The following is a 17,443-nucleotide window of genomic DNA, read 5'->3' on the forward strand; positions in this document are numbered from 1 at the left end:
GGACGGCATGGGCACGGAAATAGTCAAAAGCGTCCGACATCAGTGACTCAACGCCTCGGCTGAGGCTTGGTTCTTACAGGGCACCTATCGGGAATGGCGCCAGGCCACATTTCTTGAACGGCATGACGCGAGAGGTCTCTACGAAAGCCCCAAGCGCGACATTTATCGGACAGCCGGTCCGGGGTCCCCTGACGCGGCAGGAGTGCGATCGGCTTTCCGGAACGACTTCGGGTTCGGCTGGTTAGCGTCGCATCCGATCGCGACGGCAGGCTATGTTCTTCTTCTTTTCTAACCGCCTGGGCTGTTTCGGCTCTCTGCTGATCTCCGCCGTCATCACGGTCGCGCTGCTTTTCATGTTCGGAATGCTGCGGTTCTGAAGGAATTCTCTCCATTGCACCTGGTCGAGATACTTCTTCCCCTGAACGACAACGAAGGCCGGCCGTTCGATCCCGAGAGGTTTTCAGCGCTCCGCGACAGACTGACCGAGCGCTTCGGAGGATTGACGGCATTCACCCGGTCTCCCGCCCAGGGTTTGAGCCGGGAGGGGGACAGAACGGTGCGTGACGAGATCATCGTGTTCGAAGTCCTGACTGAAACACTCGATGAGTCCTGGTGGATGGGCTGCCGGCGTGGCTGGAGACGGACTTCCGGCAGGACAAGATCATCGTTCGTGCATCGGCCGTGACCTGTTGTAAGGCCTCCGCCCTGCTCACATCTTGACGGTTGACTTCCGGTTCTCGCCGAGGTTCGGCTCCTGCCCTGTCAGCCTCGCCTTGACGAACTCGAAGGCGGTGACCGCTGCACTTGCCGGCCCATCCCACAATTCCGCCGTGGAAGGCTCGATCCGGAGCAAGCTCACGTCCGGACTGCCCGGACCGTTGGGCCACCATACCTCGTCGGTCTTCCGCCACACCGCCTTCGTCTTGTCGACATCGCGTAAGACAAAGGCACGGCCCGTGATCGAGAGGTAGGCTTTCTCATCCGCATCGATGAAGACGATACCGACATCGGGAGCGGACGCGATCTCATCCTCCTTCGGGCTATGGATGTCCGTAACGAAGAAGATCAAGCCGGCGTTGCGGTCGGGCCTTGCTTCGAGGGGGCGCGCACGTAGCCCACCCCCGAATTGCGTCGTCAGCATGCACACGCCGGCCTTTTCGATGATGTCCCACACGCGATTGTTGTCGCCTTTCTGCTTCATGTCATACCTCCTTTCTTGCGGTCTATGCCGACTGTCAGAGGTCCTCCCGCAGTCCCTTGAACAACGTGCCGGACCTTTCCTTCCGACTAGGCGCGGTACTCGATCTCGGCAAGGAGCTTGGACTCGACCCAGAACCCGTTGGGGGCCATCCGCTTCTACTCCGCTGAAGCGCCACGCAAGCAACTCCACGCCACATACGCCTCAAAGCCGGGACCGCAGGATTAGTTTCGGGAACCCGCGAATCGTTGCGGCGTTGCATCAATGTCAACGTTCGCAAGAGGAGGAGCCGATGGCCGCAGCGAAGAAGAAGACCGCGCGTGGACGGAAGCAGGACCGAGCACGGGTGGCCAAAGGACAGGACCATGAAGTCCGCTATGAAGCGAAGAAAACCGGTCGATCAGCCTCTGCCGTGAAGAAAGCCGTGAAGAAGGTCGGCAACAGCCGCAAGCGCGTCGAGAAACGGCTGGGACGCTGAAGCGAGCGGCCGGTTCTCTTTCAGTTCGCGGCGCTCCCCTCGGGATCAAGCATACCTTAAGAGACGTCTTGTTGGCCCTCCTTATCCTCGCAGCACGACCCCGCGCTCGGGTGGGTGAGCGCGCAGCAGCTCGACCAATTCGGCGACGTTCTCTTACGGAGTGCTGAGATCGTCCGGTACCTCGCCGAACTTCCGGATCAGCTTGGCTTCGGCGACGTCGCCGGGCGAAGGGCCTCCTGTCCGCGCGAACGCCGTCGGGAGCGGCTTTCATCCACCTATGTCCTGTGTTGTTCTAACCGAGTCAAGGGAGCCGCTCCCGGATTCTCGTGGCGCTTCAAGGCGCGCCGGGTGAAATCTCGGGTGGGGGACGGCATGTCGGAACCGGTCACCCTCGTTCGTCTTGAATCTAGGTCCTCGAACCGGAGTTCTGCGTAAATGGCTCCCCGCGCCAACTGGAAAGGTTTCCTGCGTCTGTCCCTGGTGACCTGTCCGGTCGCGCTCTATCCGGCCACCTCTGAGAGCGAGAAGATCTCCTTCAACCAGCTCAACCGGCAGACCGGCCACCGCGTCAAGTATCTCAAGGTCGACGCCGACACGGGCGACGAGGTCCCGAACGAAGACATCGTCAAGGGCTACGAGTTCGAGAAAGGCCAGTACATCGAAGTCTCGAAAGAGGAGCTCGAAGAGATCGCGCTGGAGTCCACGCGGGCCATTGAGATCGACGAGTTCGTCGATAGGGCCGACATCGACCCGCGCTACCTGATCCGCCCTATTACATCCGCCCCGACGGCAAGGTGGGCCACGACGCTTTTGCCGTCATCCGCGAGACCGTCCGCGAGATGGACAAGGTCGCCATCGGTCGCGTCGTGCTGACCAACCGCGAGCACATCATCGCGCTCGAGCCGCTGGATAAGGGGCTCGTGGGCACGCTGCTGCGTTACCCCTACGAGGTGCGCAGCGAGGCCGAGTATTTCGAGGAAATCCAGGACGTGAAGGTCACAAAGGATATGCTCGACCTAGCCAGGCACATCGTTAACCAGAAGGCGGGCCGGTTCGAGCCCGAGAAGTTCGAGGATCGCTACGAGACCGCGCTGATCGACCTAATCAACCAGAAGCGCGCCGGCAAGGCGATCACTCCGAAATCCAAGCCGGCCGCGACCAACGTCGTCGATCTGATGGAGGCGCTACGCCGATCAGTCGGCAAGGAAGCCGCGCCGGCGGAGGCCGCCAAGCCCGCCAGGAAGGGGCGCAAGGCGGCATCCGCGCAAAAGGAAATGTTGATGCCAATCGAAGGCAAGAAGCCGAAGGAGGCTGTGGCGAAGAAACCGTCGGCCAGGCCGCAGCGGAAGTCGGCCTGACGGCGAGCGTGTTCATCACCGGAAGCGCCCTGGCTGCTGTGACCATGGTCTCGAGCGGCAGCGGTGGAGCTGCCCAGACCGGGCTTGAAACCGCCCGACCTCGAACGGCCTACAGCCGTGGCCCGACCAAACAGCCTAATCACCTTCGGGCCGGCACTCCGGGCAGGTGTTGCCGATCCCATCCAGGACATCTCGTCCTTCCGCAACGGCCGCCTCGGGCGATAAGCCGTTCGGCGGTTCTTGCCGGGCGATCTCGAAGGCGTGCTCCCGGGCATGCGGGTCGTCCCGGTCCTGCATCCAGCCATGCTCCTCGCACTCGCGAATGGCGCCGGCCTCCTGCAATACGCTGGTCGCCCAGCCGCCCAGTGTGCGGATCGCCGGCCGTCTTTCCTTCGTCATCAGCATCGATCGCTCCTACCGGGCGAATCCTTGCGTCCGCTCGTTCGTTCCGCGCTGCTAACACAAGGCAGAGATTCGAAATCGCGGTAGGTTGGTTTTGCACCTGTTCCGCATATCCTGTGTGTGGCGCTCGCGACGGCCGAGCGGTCGGAACCACGACCGGCCGCCTCCATTGAGTCCGCATGTGTGCTGTAGCGTTGCGTTCCAGGTCTCCTTCGCTTGCGCGCGTCCCCGGCGCGCGGAAGGCTCCGAGTCCTGCATTCATCGAGTTCTGTGATCCCACCCAGCGCGCCCGCCCTCCGGACGGAGATGTCTGGGCTTACGAAATCAAGGCGGATGGATACCGGGCGCAGCTCCATCTGCGGCCCGACGAGACAAAGGTCTACTCTCGGACCGGACTCGACTGGACTGCGGAGTTCGGCCCGATTGCCGCTGCAGCCAGTCGCCTGAAGGCAAAATCCGCCGTGATCGATGGCGAAGCTGTCGTGTACGGGAGCAACGGGCTACCCGATTTCCAGCAGCTGAGACGTGAGCTCGGGAGGCGGAACAGCGGCCATCTGCGGTACCACGCTTTCGATCTGCTCTATCTCAACGGCTACGATCTGCGAGCTGCATCTTTCGAGCGCCGGAAAGCTCTTCTTGAGCAGGTGCTGACGGACGCTCCGGACACCTTCGTCTTTGTCGAACATCTCCAGGCGGACGGTGATGAGATCTTCAGGAATGCGTGCAGGATGGGCCTCGAGGGCTTGGTCGCGAAACGGCTCGACGCTCCCTACCGTTCGGGGCGCCAGGAGGCGTGGATCAAGCTCAAGTGCAAGAAGAGCGAAACCTTTCCGATCGTCGCATTCGTGGAGAAGCTTGGTGCCCGTCCACGCAAGGTCGCTTCGCTGTATGTGGGGCGGCGCGAAGAGGGCAAGTTGCTCTATGCGGGCAAGGTTCGGACCGGCTACACCGAGGCGAGTGCCCGCGAACTGCGGGAACGGATCGATCCGCTGATCCGCAAGACCTCGCCTCTCAGCATTCCCGTCAAGAAGCCAAAAGCGACGTGGCTCGAGCCGGAGGTCAATGCCGAGGTCGAATACGGAGCGCTGACTGACGACGGTCTGTTGCGGGCCGCCGTCTTCAAGGGCCTTCGCGACGATCTCGCGCCGGCCAAGGTTCGCGCGCCGCGCCTGGCTCCCTCGTCAGTCGCCCGCCCACGGATCGGGGTGCCCCGTGAAAACATCCTGCAGCTTCTTCCGGATGCTGTTGCTCCCTCGAAGGACGAACTCGCCGACTATTGGACCCGAACCTGGAAGAAGGCTCTGCCGCATCTCGGGCATCGGCCGCTGAAGCTGGTGCGGCATGTGCACGGCACGACCTTTTATCACAAGGGACCGTTGCCGAAGCATCTACCGGCGGCCGTGCACCAGTTGCGCATTCGCAAACGTGAGGGAGGAGAGGGGACGCGCCTCTGGGTCGACAGCCTGGAAGGCCTGCTCGGGCTGGTCGAAATCGGAGCCGTGGAACTGCATCCCTGGAATGCGACCGTAGACGACATCGAGCGGGCTGACCGCATCGTGGTCGATCTCGATCCTGGTGAAGGCATTGCGTGGAATGAGATCGTCGAAAGCTCGCTGCTGATGCGCGACTTGATGCGCGAGGAAGGCTTCGACCCCTGGCCGAAGCTCACGGGTGGCAAGGGAATCCATCTGATGGCGCCGCTTCAGGACCGCATCAGCCATGACGCGGCGCACAGGATTACCCGCCGCCTGGTTGCCGACCTGGCCTCGCGCTTCCCGGATCGATACATCCTGTCTGCTCAGGCGAAACGCACGGGCATGATCTTCCTCGATTATCTGCGCAACGGTCGTGGCACCACCGCGATCGGCACCTATTCGCCCCGGGCGCGGGCGAATTTCCCTATCGCCGCTCCGGTCACCTGGGCGCGTGTCGAAGCCGGCATCCCACCGGACGCATTCACGATGCAGCATCCGTTCCGGCAGGCCGCTCGAAGCAGAAGGGAGCGCACCCGCGCATGAGCATCAGCGAGTTTTTCTCGGGCGCACAGCCTCTGCGCAGAGCCAGCCGAGTGCGGCGCGCAATGCAACGCTTTCTCCCGGTTCGCCGATTCGGTGCGGTGCGGACCATCGTTCTCACGCGCTGCCAGGTTTTAAAGCTTCCTGGAAGATGGACCTGGGGCGGGCGGCACTGGTGGTGGGACTATCTGTTGCGTGGGCTGCTGAGCAACATGCAGGAAACGAAATTCGCCGCAGAACGCTGGCCCGAGCTCTGTCCGGTCAGCTTTTCGAATCCGGGTGGGTTTCTTCTCGTGATGCCGCGTGCCAGACCGCTGACCGACGCGGAGTGGCAACAATTGAACTACCGCGCGTTCGTCACGCGGGGCGAATGGTATGTGGAGGAGAACTTCGATGCCTTAGCGGGGGCCGGCACCAGGGCGATCTCGGCCAGCCGCTCCATTCGCTCGTGCTCGGGAATGCCGAGCCCGACGCGGGGATGGTACCTGCGGAATACAAGCGGGACAGCTTCGGCGTGCTGAATGGGCGGTTGGTGGCAGTCGACTACGGTTAGCTTAGCCGCCGGCGGGTCCCTCAATTAGGCGGGCGGCGCGGGATCTTCTTTCACGCCGCGGGCGACGATCCGGAGCGTGCCGTTCGGAAGGGGCCGCTGCAACTTCAGGGCCTCGTCCGGAGGCGCGGCCATCAGCGAAGACTTCAGCGTTGGCGTCAGTCGTCAGGAATGCGTAAAGGTCATTCGTTGTCTCGCCTTCCTTGACCTTTCGGACGGACGTCCAGTTGGTTCAGATGCCAGCAAAGCAGGCGAGGGGGTGAGATTCATCGAATGCGAACCAGATGTCGCCGCCTTCGGCCTTGTTGAATTTGCTGAAGCTGTTGAACGGCACCACGCAGCGATTTTCAACGCCTAACCAGCGGGTCCAGTGCTTGCTATTGACGTTCCGGATGTTCGTCGTGCCACCATCGGGTTCCATCCGCAGCAATTCCTTGAAGTCGACCGTCTTCCCTTGGCTTGCAGCTTCTCAGCGCGCTTCTTGGTCGCATCCATGAGCGCTTTTGACAAGGACGGCATTCCCCATCGCGCAGTGTCGGCGTCGGTGATGGTGCGAGGAGAATCGGTCATTTTTCTCGACAAAGGGCACATGCGCGATTGCGAACGGTCATTCTCATGGCCTGGGTCGTTTTCGCCACGACCGGCGTTGCGTCATCGGCATCATCCGCGGCACGCTTCTGGTTGGTGAGCTGAAATTCGGTCCAGGCCAGGTCGCTCCTTCGGCTTCGCGGATCTTGGCCTCCGCAGCGCTCCGCACCAGTTTCGATTGCTCGAAATAGGTGTCGTGGAGACCGTCCGCAGAACGAACGCTTTTGGCCTGAGCTTTTCTCAGGTCGCTGACCGGGGGATAGGAACAATGCGCGGGGACATGAACCATAATCGCGCTGAATCTGACCAGAGAGAAGCCGACGGGGGTTAGTGTGGTCTCGCATTGCACCGTCAAGTGTTTGTCAAGCGAGATTTTCCTAGCGCGCGAGAAGCCGCTCCAGCGCTATTGCTGAATCATCTTGATCTTCGAAATCGGCCACTTGCCGATGTGCCCAGTAATCGAGACGCGAAGCCCGTGAAGCTCGTCCAGCATTAGCCCGTCGACAGTTCCAGCCGTACCATCGGTGAGAACAGCGGCCTTGCCAAGCAGCTCATCCTTTGCTTGCTCGTATTCGCGAAGGATGGTCAAGGCGCGATCCTTCACCAGCGGCATTACGAAACCTTCGAGCGTTTCAGGAAGCAGCGCAATTTCCGAGAGGATATTGCGCGCTCCGCCTATCATGCCAAGCGGAGGCAAAACAGACCAAACATGGACTGAAGTCGGCGTATTGTCGAAAACGTGAGCGCATCCATAACGCCCAGGGAATGGCCAAGTATGAGCGGCGCCTCTAATCGTGCGCTGCGAAATTAGGAACGCGAACCTACGGCCGTCGGGCACGAAGCCGTTGGTGCGGATCGGATCGCCCCATGCCGTATAATCGTATCGGGTGTAAGACGTCGCGTCCTTTTCCTTTCACCACGATCCAGGTGTGAACAGCGAAGATGCTGCGCCAGCGTACGGTGCGTGCGGCGAACACTCGGATCAGCGCTTCTGGATGCGTTGACGCCAACGGCAACAGGCCAGCGCTGGAGCGATCTGCTGTCTGCCAGTTGTCCCGGCCATCGCCGAGCCAATAATAGCGAGCCGCCGACGCTGCGATAGGCGCGAATACAAAGGAAGACGAGCAAGGGTTTCTTCAACGGGGGGATGCGAACGGGTTAATGGGCAAAGATATAGTTCGGAGGCGCAGAGGTGCTAGGTCACGGTGTGTAGAAGTCCCAGTTCAGCCCTATTGGTCAGGCGGACCTGTGCATTGGCGCCAAATGGGCTGGTCTAATTGGCACACCGGCAGATAAACTTAGGACAGTCAGGAGAGCATCGGCAGCGCGCCATGAGGGTGGCGCTGGTCGCCCGCAAGTCGCCCGCTATTTGCGAGCCCTCCTCACGCGCAGGAACTTTCACAAAATGCATCTGTTCTCACCGGGAACAAGAGTGCTCGTCCATGCGCAACATCCGGTGGATTGCAATCATTCCGTTCGTCGCGCTGATTATCGGCCCGTTCTTCGTCAACCGGCTGGATCCCCTGATCCTCGGCCTGCCGTTTCTGCTGGCCTGGATCGTGATGTGGATCCTGATCACGTCGCTCATCATGGCCGTGATCTACGCGGCTGATCCCGCCAATCGGGGAGAAGACAAGTGAACGGCGCGCTGCCCTTCATTGCAGCCGCCGCGCTGCTGGCGCTCGCGCTGGGTTTTCTCGCCCGCCGCGGCAAGGAGATGAACCTCGAACAGTGGACGGTGGGCGGGCGCGGCTTCGGGGCGATCTTCGTGTTCCTGCTGCTCGCCGGAGAAATCTACACCACCTTCACTTTCCTCGGGGGCAGCGGCTACGCCTACGGCAAGGGTGCGCCAGCTTATTACATTCTCGCCTATGGCACGCTGGCCTATGTGCTGTCCTATTTCATGCTGCCGCCGATTTGGCGTTATGCCAAAGAGCACCGGCTCTACTCCCAATCGGACTTCTTCGTGCGCAAATACGATAGCCCGACACTGGGGGTCATCGTCGCGATCGTCGATATCGTGGCGCTGATTCCCTACCTTGTTCTTCAGTTCAAGGGGCTCGGTATCATCGTCGAGGTCGCCGGCTATGGGGCGATCTCTTCCACCGTCGCGATCTGGACGGGCGCAATTGTCGTGGCCGCCTATGTGATGGTCTCAGGCGTGCACGGCTCAGCCTGGACTGCAGTCGCTAAGGATCTCCTGATCCTCGTCGTCGTCATCTTCCTGGGAGTGTACCTACCCTATCACTATTACGGCGGCCTGGCGTCGATGTTCTCGGCGATCGAGCATGCGAAGCCAGGATTCACCGTGCTGCCGCCGCACGGCGAAAGCCTGTGGTGGTTCTCCTCGACTGTGCTGCTCACGGCGCTTGGGTTCTACATGTGGCCGCACAGTTTCGGCTCGATCTATACGGCGAGGAGCGCCAGGGTCATTCGCAAGAACGCGATCGTGCTGCCGCTCTATCAACTCATCCTGCTGTTCGTGTTTTTTGTCGGATTCGCAGCGATCCTTCAAGTTCCGGGGCTGACTGGCCCCAACATCGATCTGGCACTGTTCAAGCTCTCGGTGAAGACATTCGATCCGTGGTTTGTCGGTGTGATCGGCGCAACCGGCGTGTTGACCGCGCTGGTACCTGGATCGATGATCCTGATGACCGCCGCGACCTTGATCGCCAACAATCTTTATCGCGCCGCCGATCCGTCGGCTAACGACCGAAAAGTGTCTCTGCTGGCAAAACTTCTGGTGCCGGTGGTGGCGCTGGTCGCGGTGTTCTTCACATTGAAGGGTGGGGAGACCATCGTGGCGTTGCTGCTGATGGGCTACAGTCTGGTCACTCAGCTGTTTCCATCGCTCGTGCTCAGCCTCGCAAAACGCAACATCGCGACGCGGGAAGGCGCCATGGCGGGCATTGTCGCCGGCGTTGCCACCGTTGCCGTCGTCAGCCTGACCGGCTTGAATTTCCACAAGCTGCCATGGTTGCCGCCGCAGATCCAAGACCTCAACATAGGCATTGTTGCGCTTATCTTGAATTTCATCGTGCTGATCATAGTGAGCGCCGCGACCCAGCAAGCCACCGACTCCGCGCGCGTTGCCGCGGAATAGCATGACAACTTGTTTAGACGATCTTCACTCGATCTGCGCCAAGCAATCAATATTTGGGTGCGAAGAATAACCGATGTGTTGCGCCAATCGAGGCTATTTGGCCAGAATAGGCGCATGCGCTTCTTTGGGGCGATCTCCGCTTTGGGCGGAGCACTCAAACCGTGAATGCATCCCCGACGACCAGCCAGAGGCCCTCGCGAACAGGCCAACGTTTCACCTTCACGAGCGACCAGAATGCGCGCCCTATTTCTTAGGCGCTGCCGGATTGCTCGTGGCCGATCCGGTAGTCGTCGTTGGCGGCGAAGTGCTTTGGTTCGATGCGGTCGTATTGTGCCGGCCTGAATAATAGACCGCGGCTGCAACGACCAGGATCACGCAGACGGCTAGGGCCGCCCAGCCTCCCCAGTTGTTCCGTCGGTTCATGTTGGTCACGAGCCGGTTGTCGTTCGGATAGTTGTCGTTCGGATAAGTCATGTTCAGTTCTCCTCGGAGCCACAAGCCGCGGAGCAAGCAAGCGTTCCTATCAACAGTACCGGGATGTCAGGTGGCGAGCGAGATCTCCTTCTAATGCCGTAGGAACGATTGTCCCTGCAGCGCGCTTCTACGGTCTGTGGACCGAGGGGCCAAAGAACAATCCAGGAGAAGTCTGATGAGAACCTTCGTCGCTACAGCAGCGCTGTTCACCTGCCTTGCAATCCCGGCGTTTGCTCAAACCGCGGCGCCGGCCAATAGCTCCCAGCTTGATGCGGCTTCCGCCGCCAACGACCAGAAGAGCCCGAGCGACACTGCCCCGAGCAATGGCAACATGGAGAATAAGGCGGCGATCGAGAGCATCAGGAAGGATCTGCAAAGCGCAGGCTTTACCGATGTGAAGGTCGTGGCCGAGTCCTTTGTGGTGCAGGCGAAATCCAAGGATGGTAATCCCGTGGTCATGACCATTGGTCCGCATGGCATGTCGGTGTTCGAAGCCATGACGGGAGGCAGTTCAAATGCGGGAACTGTGGGATCGGGCGCCAATGGCGCAACGCCGGGCAATTCGGGCTCTGGGGGGGCGAGTTCCAACAGTTCCGGCCCGCAGAAGTAAGCCGCTTCCGGCGCGGCCAACGCGCGGCGCGCCGTTCTGAACGGCCGCAAGGAACGATCAGGGTGCCCTGAGATTGAGATGCGGGCAAGGAGGCGTCAGGGTGCCCGTTCGTTTTCTGCGTTTGGCCATCGTTTGGTTGCTGGCCTTGGCAACCATCTGGGTGATGCAGCCCTTTGTGTCGGCGCTGTGGTTCTCCGCTTCTGCTCCACGCACTGTCACACCCCGGGCCGACCTCGCTGCAAGCGAGCAGGCGACGGTCCGGCTGTTCAAGACCGTGTCCCCTTCGGTCGTCCACGTGTTCGCTCGCGGCACGCCTAGCGCATCGATGCTCTCCGACGAACAGGAAAGCGTAGTCCAGTCCGGTTCGGGCATCGTATGGGACCTTGCGGGGCACGTGATCACTAACAATCACGTCATCAATGGCACCGCACAGATCGGAGTTCGTCTCACATCCGGCGAATTCGTCGCAGCGCGTGTCGTGGGCGCGGCGCCAAATTACGACCTCGCCGTTCTTCAGCTGGAGCGGCCCAACTCGCCGCTACATCCCATCGCTGTTGGCCGCTCGGCCGATCTGCAGGTAGGCCAAAGCACGTTTGCGATCGGAAACCCCTATGGTCTCGACCAGACCTTGACCTCAGGGATCGTGAGTGCGCTCGGTCGCAGACTGCCGTCGGTCACTGCCCGCGAGGTCAAGGGGATGATACAGACCGACGCACCGATCAATCCGGGAAATTCCGGCGGTGCGCTGCTCGACAGCGCCGGCCGGCTGATCGGGGTGAACAGTGCTATTCTCTCCGGCTCCGGTGCTTCGGCGGGAATCGGATTCGCCATCCCCGTCGACATCGTGAATCGGGTTGCGGCCGAGTTGATCCGCAACGGACATGTCCCGCTGGCGGGCATCGGCGTCGTGGCAGCAAAACAGGAGGAAGCCACAAGCCTCGGAATTGACGGTGTGATCATCCTCCGAACGCTACCGGGCTCTCCGGCCGCACAGGCCGGAATTGAAGGCGTGAGCGAGGGTGGACTGATCAGGGATGTCATCACCGAAGCGAACGGCAAGCCGGTCCACAGCATGGAAGAACTGACTTCCATCCTTGACGATGAGGGGATCGGCAAACAGATCGAGCTAACCATCGACCGCGCAGGTCGAACCCGCAGGGTCAACTTATCCATCGCTGACATCTCTCAGCTCGCCCGGCGATGAGGCCGTTTGCTGAAGCTATTCGGCCGCCTCGCGCAGAGGCGGCACCTCCGAATGAGGCTTGATCTGGCGTGGTTGCCCCATGAGCACCGGCTGAAACAGCACAGCCGCCGCCATCGTGCACGCGAGCGCAAGCGCCATCATTTTTCCCATGCTCGACAGGCCGGGGTAGTTGGAAGCCCACATGCTGCCGAACGCAGCCGCGTTCGTCAGGGCGCTGAACACCACGGCTCGCGTCAGCGTCGATTGCAGCAGCCCGGTTTTGCCCGCTCGTCAAGCCATGATGTAGTAGATCTTGAAAGCCACTCCCACGCCGAGCAGGAGCGGAAGCGCGACGATATCGGCAAAATTGGGCTGCGGACCGAGCAGCACGGAGAGCTCCAGGGTGAGCGTGCCGGCCACAAGCAGCGGGATGAGCGTCAGCAGGACATCGGTAACGCGCCGCAAGGCAATCGCAAGCAGGACGGCGATCGCGACCAGCGCCATCGCTCCTGCCTCCACGAATGCCCTCGTCACCGTCCGAGCCGACTCGCAATAGCTGATTGCCGCTCCCGCCGCGCTCGGTTCGGCGGCAAGAACGGCCTCGGCGAATCTTCGCAGGACGTTGACGTCGTTGGCATCTCCTTTGGCGGGGGCCTGGACGCGGGCGCGTCCGTCCGGCAGCTGCCAGTCGCGGATCAGGCCGGCAGGGCAGACTTTCCAAGGTGACTGGTTGCGATGACAGGCTCTTGCGCAGGCGCTTCGACGGAGATCAGCAAGCCCGCTTGGTGAAGCTGCCTAGTGTTCTGCTCGGAGCCTTAGTCCGCCGCCCGCTGTTGAAGAGGGCGATCATGTCAGGCAGCTCGTTCCGGGCCGAAATCGGTAGTTGGGCCAGTTCATTCTCCATCGCCGTCAGGCGCTGGGATTCTCGTTACAGTTTCCTCATTCGTGGGTGGCGGCAGGGTGATTGTGGGTGATTTCGATGTTTGGTGCTTCCGGAGCGGTCGGACCTGTAATGGGAGTCCAGCACGGCACCCCCTAGCGCGAGGTTCGGGCCCAGAACAGATAGGCGAGGATACTCAAAGCCATAAACACGGAATATCCGATCAGCCACCAGGCGCTGCCGATGCCAGAATTCCGCTGCCGCTCTGCGGCACGCCGGCCTCGCACCTCTTGCGCAGCAGCTAGGCGGACCTGCGCTGCGTTCTCTGGCGATCCGGCTGCTTCATCGTCCGTCCCGAGTGGAGCCGCGCTGGGATCCGCCGCATCCACCTTATCGCGGCCGCCGCCCTGATCAATTGCGATGCGCAGTTGGTCGGTCGTCTCGATCGGGACTTCCGGGTCGAGCACGGGAGGTACGCGTGGAGAGGCGGCCGAAGCGCGCTGCTGTGATGAGACGAAAGCCATATCTGGCAACTAATGTACGCGGGTATGGTTGCTCAAGAGGTGATGACTTCGATTGCCTACGCGGAGTGGAGATATCACTGCGGCAGAGCGCCGTCGGAATGCCTTCACGTGAGGCAATGTCGGCGAGCCTGCGCCATCACACGCATCATTGTGGATAATGATTTCGCCTCTTGCAACCGCTGCCCTAGCGAGGACCCCTGACCTCATCCTCCTCAGGTTCGGCTACAACGTCAGTATAGCTCGTCTGAGAAAGCTCTACAGACCAGAGCCATCACCATCATCCTGGTGCTGGGTGTTCCTGTCGACAGCGGTTTTGAACCGAACGGGTGCCCGGTGATTGCTACGCCTGCCAACCCAAGCGGTAGCAAACCTGCCTTCACCAGCGTTTCGGCGGCCATCGGGGTCACTTTTGCGTTTTTCGCTGTTTCCTTGACTCCTTTCCGCGTTCAAGCCCAAACGAGTAAGATCCCGGCAGCACAGACGATTAATCCAGCGATTGCGATTGACATGGTTTCTAATCTGCCAGCGCGCGCATCGTCTGTAGTTTCTTGGGTCGAGACATTTCCCACCTTGCAATCCGGCGTCTGGCTCTTTCCAGCGCAAACCTGTATCGGATCGGCTGCGAGCTGTGATTGGGTCGGCGTTCGCGGCCGCCCTGCAAGCAAATCCGTGTCGACCGTGATCTCAATCCCTTGATCCTCCAGATCGGAGATAGTTCTCGCGATCTCCAGGCTCGACATCGACGCGATGGGAAGCAATTCCTGGAGGTCTGCTGTGCTCAATTTACCGCGCTGTCGGCCCAGCTCCAAAATCGAAGCGGGGGAACCATTCGATCTCGAGACTTGCATATCCCATTCCTTCTAGAGCCTCTGCTGGCATTTAACGACACTCCGGCAACGTTTGTTCGTTGGATTGGTACGGTGGGGGACCGATCATCGGCCCATCGACACGGTCGTCTTGCCAGGCGTGCCGGGGATGAAACCGGCCGCCAGCCCAAGTAGCCCCACAATCATCCAGCTCAAGCCAAGCCTCGTCGAGCTCCTCTGCCCACCAACGGTCAGGAGCCGGTGCTCGGTAACGAGTAGGCGATCAAGGAATCGCCGATTGGCGTCTCCATGAAATGATGACCGCCGGCCATGATGACGAGATATTCGCGGCCGCCGGCCTCGTAGGTGATCGGCGTGGCTTGGCCGCCGGCAGGTAGCACGTCCTTCCAGACAGTTTTTCCGGTTTTGATATCGATTGCCCTGATCAGATTGTCGGTCGTCGCTGCGATGAAGATCAGCCCGCCGGCCGTCACGACAGCACCACCGTTATTAGGCGTGCCGATTGTGATCGGCAGCATCGACGGGATGCCGAACGGTCCGTTCGTTCGCGCTGCTCCCAATGGACGATCCCAGAGCGTTTTACCGCTCTTCAGATCGATCGCTCGGATTCCGCCGTAGGGCGGCTGCTTGCACAGCAATCCGGTGCCGGGCAGCCGCCACCCGGCATTCACGTTAATGGCGTAGGGCGAACCGAACTGCGGATCGCCTGCGCCTTCTTGTCCCCCGATTTCGCCGCGCGCCTGGTCCCGAGGCGCCCAACCGAGACGATTCGCCTCGTCGCGTGGTACCAGCCGGTTGTAGTTTGGCATGTCGTTGTAGTTGGCAATGATGACGTCGCGAACGGGATCGACGGCGATCCCGCCCCAATCGGAGCCGCCATTGTAGCCCGGATATTCGATCCAGTGCGGGCTCGCGGTGGGCGGCGTGAAGATGCCGTTGTAGCTTGCCCGGCGAAACTGGATGCGGCAGATCATCTGATCGATCGGCGACATGCCCCACATGTCTTGCTCGGTGAGGTCGGCTTTCCGCAGTGTGTGGTAAAGCGAGAATGGCTGGGTCTTGGCGCGCTGCGCCGGCTCGACACCGCCTTGCGGTACGGGTCTCTCCTCGACGCCAACCAGCGGCTTGCCAGTGCGCCGGTCGAGCACGAAAATGTCGCCGCGCTTGCTCGGCAGCACGAGCGCGGGTACCGGCGCGCCCTTGTCGGTCGGGAAGTCGACCAGCGTGGCCTGCGAGCCGAGATCGTAGTCCCAGACGTCATTGTGCACGGTCTGGAAGTGCCAGGCCGGCTTGCCGGTCGTGACATCGAGCGCGACCAGGGACGTCGCGAATTCCTTCTCGCGATCCGAGCGGCTGCTGCTCCAATAGTCGACGGCCGAAACGCCGAGCGGCAAATAGACGAGGCCCAGCTCCTCGTCGCCGGAGGCGGTCGTCCACATGTTGGGCGTGCCCCTGGTATAGGTCTGTCCCATCGGCGGCGGCGCGCCTACGTCCGGCTTGACCATGTCCCAGGCCCAGCGCAAGGCGCCGGTTTGTGCATCGTATCCCTGGATCACACCGGAGGGAGCGTCCCGCTTTTGGCCATCGAGCACCTCGTGCCCGATGACGATCACGCCGCGAACGATCGTCGGCGCCGACGTGATCGCGAACATGCCGGGATCGTGGCGGCCAACGCCCGTCGCGCTGTCGACCTGTCCGTCATAGCCGAATGTCTCGCAGCGCTTGCCGTTCTTCGCATCGATCGCGATGAGGCGCGCATCGAGCGTGCCTTCGATGATGCGCTGGGTGCAGGCGGCGTCCTGATGGGCATTCGGAAGCTCGTAATAGGCGAGACCCCGGCAAGCCGCGGTGTACGGAATGAACTCGTCCGGGACACGCGGGTCAAATCGCCAGATCTGCTTGCCGCTCTTGGCGTCGACGGCAAGAACGAGGTTCTTGGGGGTGCACACGTAGAGTGTATCCCCCACCTTGAGCGGCGTGTTCTCCGCGCCGTAGGTGCCTTTCGTGTTCTTTGTCGGCAGGTCGCCGGTATGGAAAGTCCATACCTTGGCGAGCTTAGCGACGTTGGTCGCATTGATCTGGTCGAGCGGCGAATAGCGGCGCGCGCTGTAGCTGCCGCCATAGGCAGGCCAATCGGCGCCAGCCTTCAGAGGGGAAGGATCGGCCATCGCGTTTGTCGGCGACGGCATCACAGACGGTGCGGCGCTTGCCGGCCTGAAGGCCCCCGTCATCAACAAAGCGGTAGCCACCAACAGAAGCAATCCGACCACGATGGTCGCCGCAGGTTCATATTGGTGACGGATCGGGTGGAGCTTCGGGGTGAGCGCCAGAACCAAGATCAGCAACACACCCGGACCGACCGTCCGCGGGACCAGCGCCCACCCATTGGCGCCAACTTCCCAGAACGCCCATGCGAGGGTGAGCAGGAAGAGGAGAAGGTAAAGCCATGCGCCTTCGACGCGCTGGCGCGCCAACAGAACACCCGAGACGATCAGCATGAGTCCGCTGGGCAGATAATAGAACGAACCCCCCAACCACAGCAGCCACGCGCCGCCGGCCCCGAGTACGAGGCCGATGAGGATCATGACGCCTCCGAGAATGAATCCTGCCCAGTCTGCTGCGCGATACGTCTGAGCCATGCCGGTACCCATACTTTTGCTGAAGATCTAAGGCGAGCCCAATACCTTGGTTCCTCAACAAGTGAGTACGTTTGCGAACTATGACGAGCCCGAGTTCATCTCGCGGATCCCTTCAAGCGAGTGCTGCGGCCGCTTCACGAAGGAGCTGTCGTTGCCGGTTTCTCCGATTTGAGGTCGCGGGAATACGGTCTTTTTGTCGATCCCGGTCAGGCACCGGCAGAGCCGCACGAGTTCTCGATTTCGAAAGTCATCGATGATTACGCGCGGCTGCAGGCGGGGCAAGGTTATGGCTATGTCTCCGATCTGGTTTCCGACAGCAGCGGCAAGCTTGCGGCAGTCGTGATATCCCGCGAAGCGTCTGCCGGCGGAGGGACCTACGCCTTTCCTTACCCTGGTGAAACCGGGCGGTGGAGCCCGAAACTCAGCTACTATGGCCTGCCTTACGTCACGACAGATCGGGCAAGCAAAGCCGGCCTGCGGCTCGACATGAAGGAGTTTCAAAGTTCGTGAGGGGATTGAATCCTGTCTGGGGTAACGTCCTACGCCGTGCTTCCATCACGAGCACGCCTCCCCGAAGCGAACTGGTGCAGTCACGTCCGCGAGGGCGGAAAGTC

At 61.3% G+C, this 17,443-nt stretch carries 17 protein-coding genes and 4 pseudogenes; 9 read left to right on the forward strand and 12 right to left on the reverse strand.

All coding sequences use genetic code 11. The features are described 5' to 3' along the window. Positions 1 to 709: 709 nt before the first annotated feature. Positions 710 to 1,201 carry a pyridoxamine 5'-phosphate oxidase family protein gene (locus tag ACNJX9_RS17060; RefSeq protein ID WP_439409629.1) on the reverse strand — a complete coding sequence of 164 codons (492 nt, stop codon included), beginning with the start codon at positions 1,199 to 1,201 and terminating at the stop codon, positions 710 to 712. 34 nt (positions 1,202 to 1,235) lie between these two features. Then, positions 1,236 to 1,338, reverse strand: a pseudogene (locus tag ACNJX9_RS17065) (DNA ligase); the annotation flags it as partial. Positions 1,339 to 1,490: 152 nt separating this feature from the next. Here ACNJX9_RS17065 and ACNJX9_RS17070 point away from each other — a divergent pair. Then, positions 1,491 to 1,676, forward strand: coding sequence for a DUF3606 domain-containing protein (locus ACNJX9_RS17070; RefSeq protein ID WP_439409630.1), 186 nt, complete (start codon positions 1,491 to 1,493; stop codon positions 1,674 to 1,676). A gap of 435 nt (positions 1,677 to 2,111) precedes the next feature. After that, positions 2,112 to 3,034: pseudogene (locus tag ACNJX9_RS17075) on the forward strand (Ku protein). A gap of 135 nt (positions 3,035 to 3,169) precedes the next feature. On the opposite strand, the gene ACNJX9_RS17080 reads toward ACNJX9_RS17075, so the two are convergent. Continuing rightward, positions 3,170 to 3,439 carry a hypothetical protein gene (locus ACNJX9_RS17080; RefSeq protein ID WP_439409631.1) on the reverse strand — a complete coding sequence of 90 codons (270 nt, stop codon included), beginning with the start codon at positions 3,437 to 3,439 and terminating at the stop codon, positions 3,170 to 3,172. Positions 3,440 to 3,615: 176 nt separating this feature from the next. On the opposite strand from ACNJX9_RS17080, the gene ligD reads away from it, so the two are divergent. Further along, positions 3,616 to 5,454: a DNA ligase D gene (gene ligD, locus ACNJX9_RS17085; RefSeq protein WP_439409632.1), complete on the forward strand. Its 1,839-nt coding sequence runs from the start codon at positions 3,616 to 3,618 to the stop codon at positions 5,452 to 5,454. Beyond that, entirely contained in the window at positions 5,451 to 5,972 is a 522-nt protein-coding gene (locus ACNJX9_RS17090) for a hypothetical protein (RefSeq protein WP_439409633.1), read from the forward strand. The genes ligD and ACNJX9_RS17090 overlap by 4 nt, the downstream gene beginning before the upstream one ends. 56 nt (positions 5,973 to 6,028) lie before the next feature. Here the strand turns inward: ACNJX9_RS17090 and ACNJX9_RS17095 are convergent. The 3 genes and pseudogenes from ACNJX9_RS17095 to ACNJX9_RS17105 all read right to left on the reverse strand — a co-directional run. Continuing rightward, positions 6,029 to 6,592, reverse strand: a pseudogene (locus ACNJX9_RS17095) (SOS response-associated peptidase). A gap of 400 nt (positions 6,593 to 6,992) precedes the next feature. Next, the gene (locus ACNJX9_RS17100; RefSeq protein WP_439410074.1) at positions 6,993 to 7,202 is read right to left on the reverse strand and encodes a PRC-barrel domain containing protein; all 210 of its coding nucleotides are present in this window, start codon (positions 7,200 to 7,202) and stop codon (positions 6,993 to 6,995) included. 204 nt (positions 7,203 to 7,406) lie between these two features. Beyond that, positions 7,407 to 7,689: pseudogene (locus ACNJX9_RS17105) on the reverse strand (DUF3750 domain-containing protein); the annotation flags it as partial. A gap of 342 nt (positions 7,690 to 8,031) precedes the next feature. On the opposite strand from ACNJX9_RS17105, the gene ACNJX9_RS17110 reads away from it, so the two are divergent. Then, the gene (locus tag ACNJX9_RS17110) at positions 8,032 to 8,229 is read left to right on the forward strand and encodes a DUF3311 domain-containing protein (RefSeq protein WP_439409634.1); all 198 of its coding nucleotides are present in this window, start codon (positions 8,032 to 8,034) and stop codon (positions 8,227 to 8,229) included. Continuing rightward, positions 8,226 to 9,692 (forward strand): sodium:solute symporter family protein, encoded by a 1,467-nt coding sequence (locus ACNJX9_RS17115; protein ID WP_439409636.1) that lies wholly within the window; start codon positions 8,226 to 8,228, stop codon positions 9,690 to 9,692. The genes ACNJX9_RS17110 and ACNJX9_RS17115 overlap by 4 nt, the downstream gene beginning before the upstream one ends. 243 nt (positions 9,693 to 9,935) lie before the next feature. On the opposite strand, the gene ACNJX9_RS17120 is transcribed toward ACNJX9_RS17115, so the two are convergent. After that, a complete protein-coding gene (locus ACNJX9_RS17120) occupies positions 9,936 to 10,166 on the reverse strand; it encodes a hypothetical protein (protein ID WP_439409637.1) in 231 nt (76 codons plus the stop codon). A gap of 175 nt (positions 10,167 to 10,341) precedes the next feature. Between ACNJX9_RS17120 and ACNJX9_RS17125 the strand changes: the two genes are divergently transcribed. After that, entirely contained in the window at positions 10,342 to 10,776 is a 435-nt protein-coding gene (locus ACNJX9_RS17125) for a hypothetical protein (protein WP_439409638.1), read from the forward strand. Between the two features lie 100 nt (positions 10,777 to 10,876). Continuing rightward, positions 10,877 to 11,980 carry a S1C family serine protease gene (locus tag ACNJX9_RS17130; RefSeq protein ID WP_439409640.1) on the forward strand — a complete coding sequence of 368 codons (1,104 nt, stop codon included), beginning with the start codon at positions 10,877 to 10,879 and terminating at the stop codon, positions 11,978 to 11,980. Positions 11,981 to 11,995: 15 nt separating this feature from the next. Here ACNJX9_RS17130 and ACNJX9_RS17135 read toward each other — a convergent pair whose 3' ends face one another. The 5 genes from ACNJX9_RS17135 to ACNJX9_RS17155 all read right to left on the reverse strand — a co-directional run bounded on the left by ACNJX9_RS17135 (position 11,996) and on the right by ACNJX9_RS17155 (position 16,775). After that, a complete protein-coding gene (locus ACNJX9_RS17135) occupies positions 11,996 to 12,202 on the reverse strand; it encodes a hypothetical protein (protein ID WP_439409641.1) in 207 nt (68 codons plus the stop codon). A 48-nt stretch (positions 12,203 to 12,250) separates the two neighbouring features. Beyond that, positions 12,251 to 12,463 (reverse strand): hypothetical protein, encoded by a 213-nt coding sequence (locus ACNJX9_RS17140; protein ID WP_439409642.1) that lies wholly within the window; start codon positions 12,461 to 12,463, stop codon positions 12,251 to 12,253. Between the two features lie 531 nt (positions 12,464 to 12,994). Then, positions 12,995 to 13,306 carry a hypothetical protein gene (locus tag ACNJX9_RS17145; RefSeq protein WP_439409643.1) on the reverse strand — a complete coding sequence of 104 codons (312 nt, stop codon included), beginning with the start codon at positions 13,304 to 13,306 and terminating at the stop codon, positions 12,995 to 12,997. Positions 13,307 to 13,809: 503 nt separating this feature from the next. Then, positions 13,810 to 14,211: an RNA polymerase sigma factor region1.1 domain-containing protein gene (locus tag ACNJX9_RS17150; RefSeq protein WP_439409644.1), complete on the reverse strand. Its 402-nt coding sequence runs from the start codon at positions 14,209 to 14,211 to the stop codon at positions 13,810 to 13,812. 209 nt (positions 14,212 to 14,420) lie between these two features. Further along, positions 14,421 to 16,775 carry a membrane-bound PQQ-dependent dehydrogenase, glucose/quinate/shikimate family gene (locus ACNJX9_RS17155; RefSeq protein WP_439409645.1) on the reverse strand — a complete coding sequence of 785 codons (2,355 nt, stop codon included), beginning with the start codon at positions 16,773 to 16,775 and terminating at the stop codon, positions 14,421 to 14,423. 174 nt (positions 16,776 to 16,949) lie between these two features. On the opposite strand from ACNJX9_RS17155, the gene ACNJX9_RS17160 reads away from it, so the two are divergent. Then, on the forward strand, positions 16,950 to 17,339 hold the full coding sequence (locus ACNJX9_RS17160) for a hypothetical protein (RefSeq protein ID WP_439409646.1): 390 nt from the start codon (positions 16,950 to 16,952) through the stop codon (positions 17,337 to 17,339). Positions 17,340 to 17,443: the final 104 nt, after the last annotated feature.

Source organism: Bradyrhizobium sp. BLXBL-03 (assembly GCF_051853015.1).
Taxonomy (GTDB): Bacteria; Pseudomonadota; Alphaproteobacteria; order Rhizobiales; family Xanthobacteraceae; genus Bradyrhizobium; species Bradyrhizobium manausense.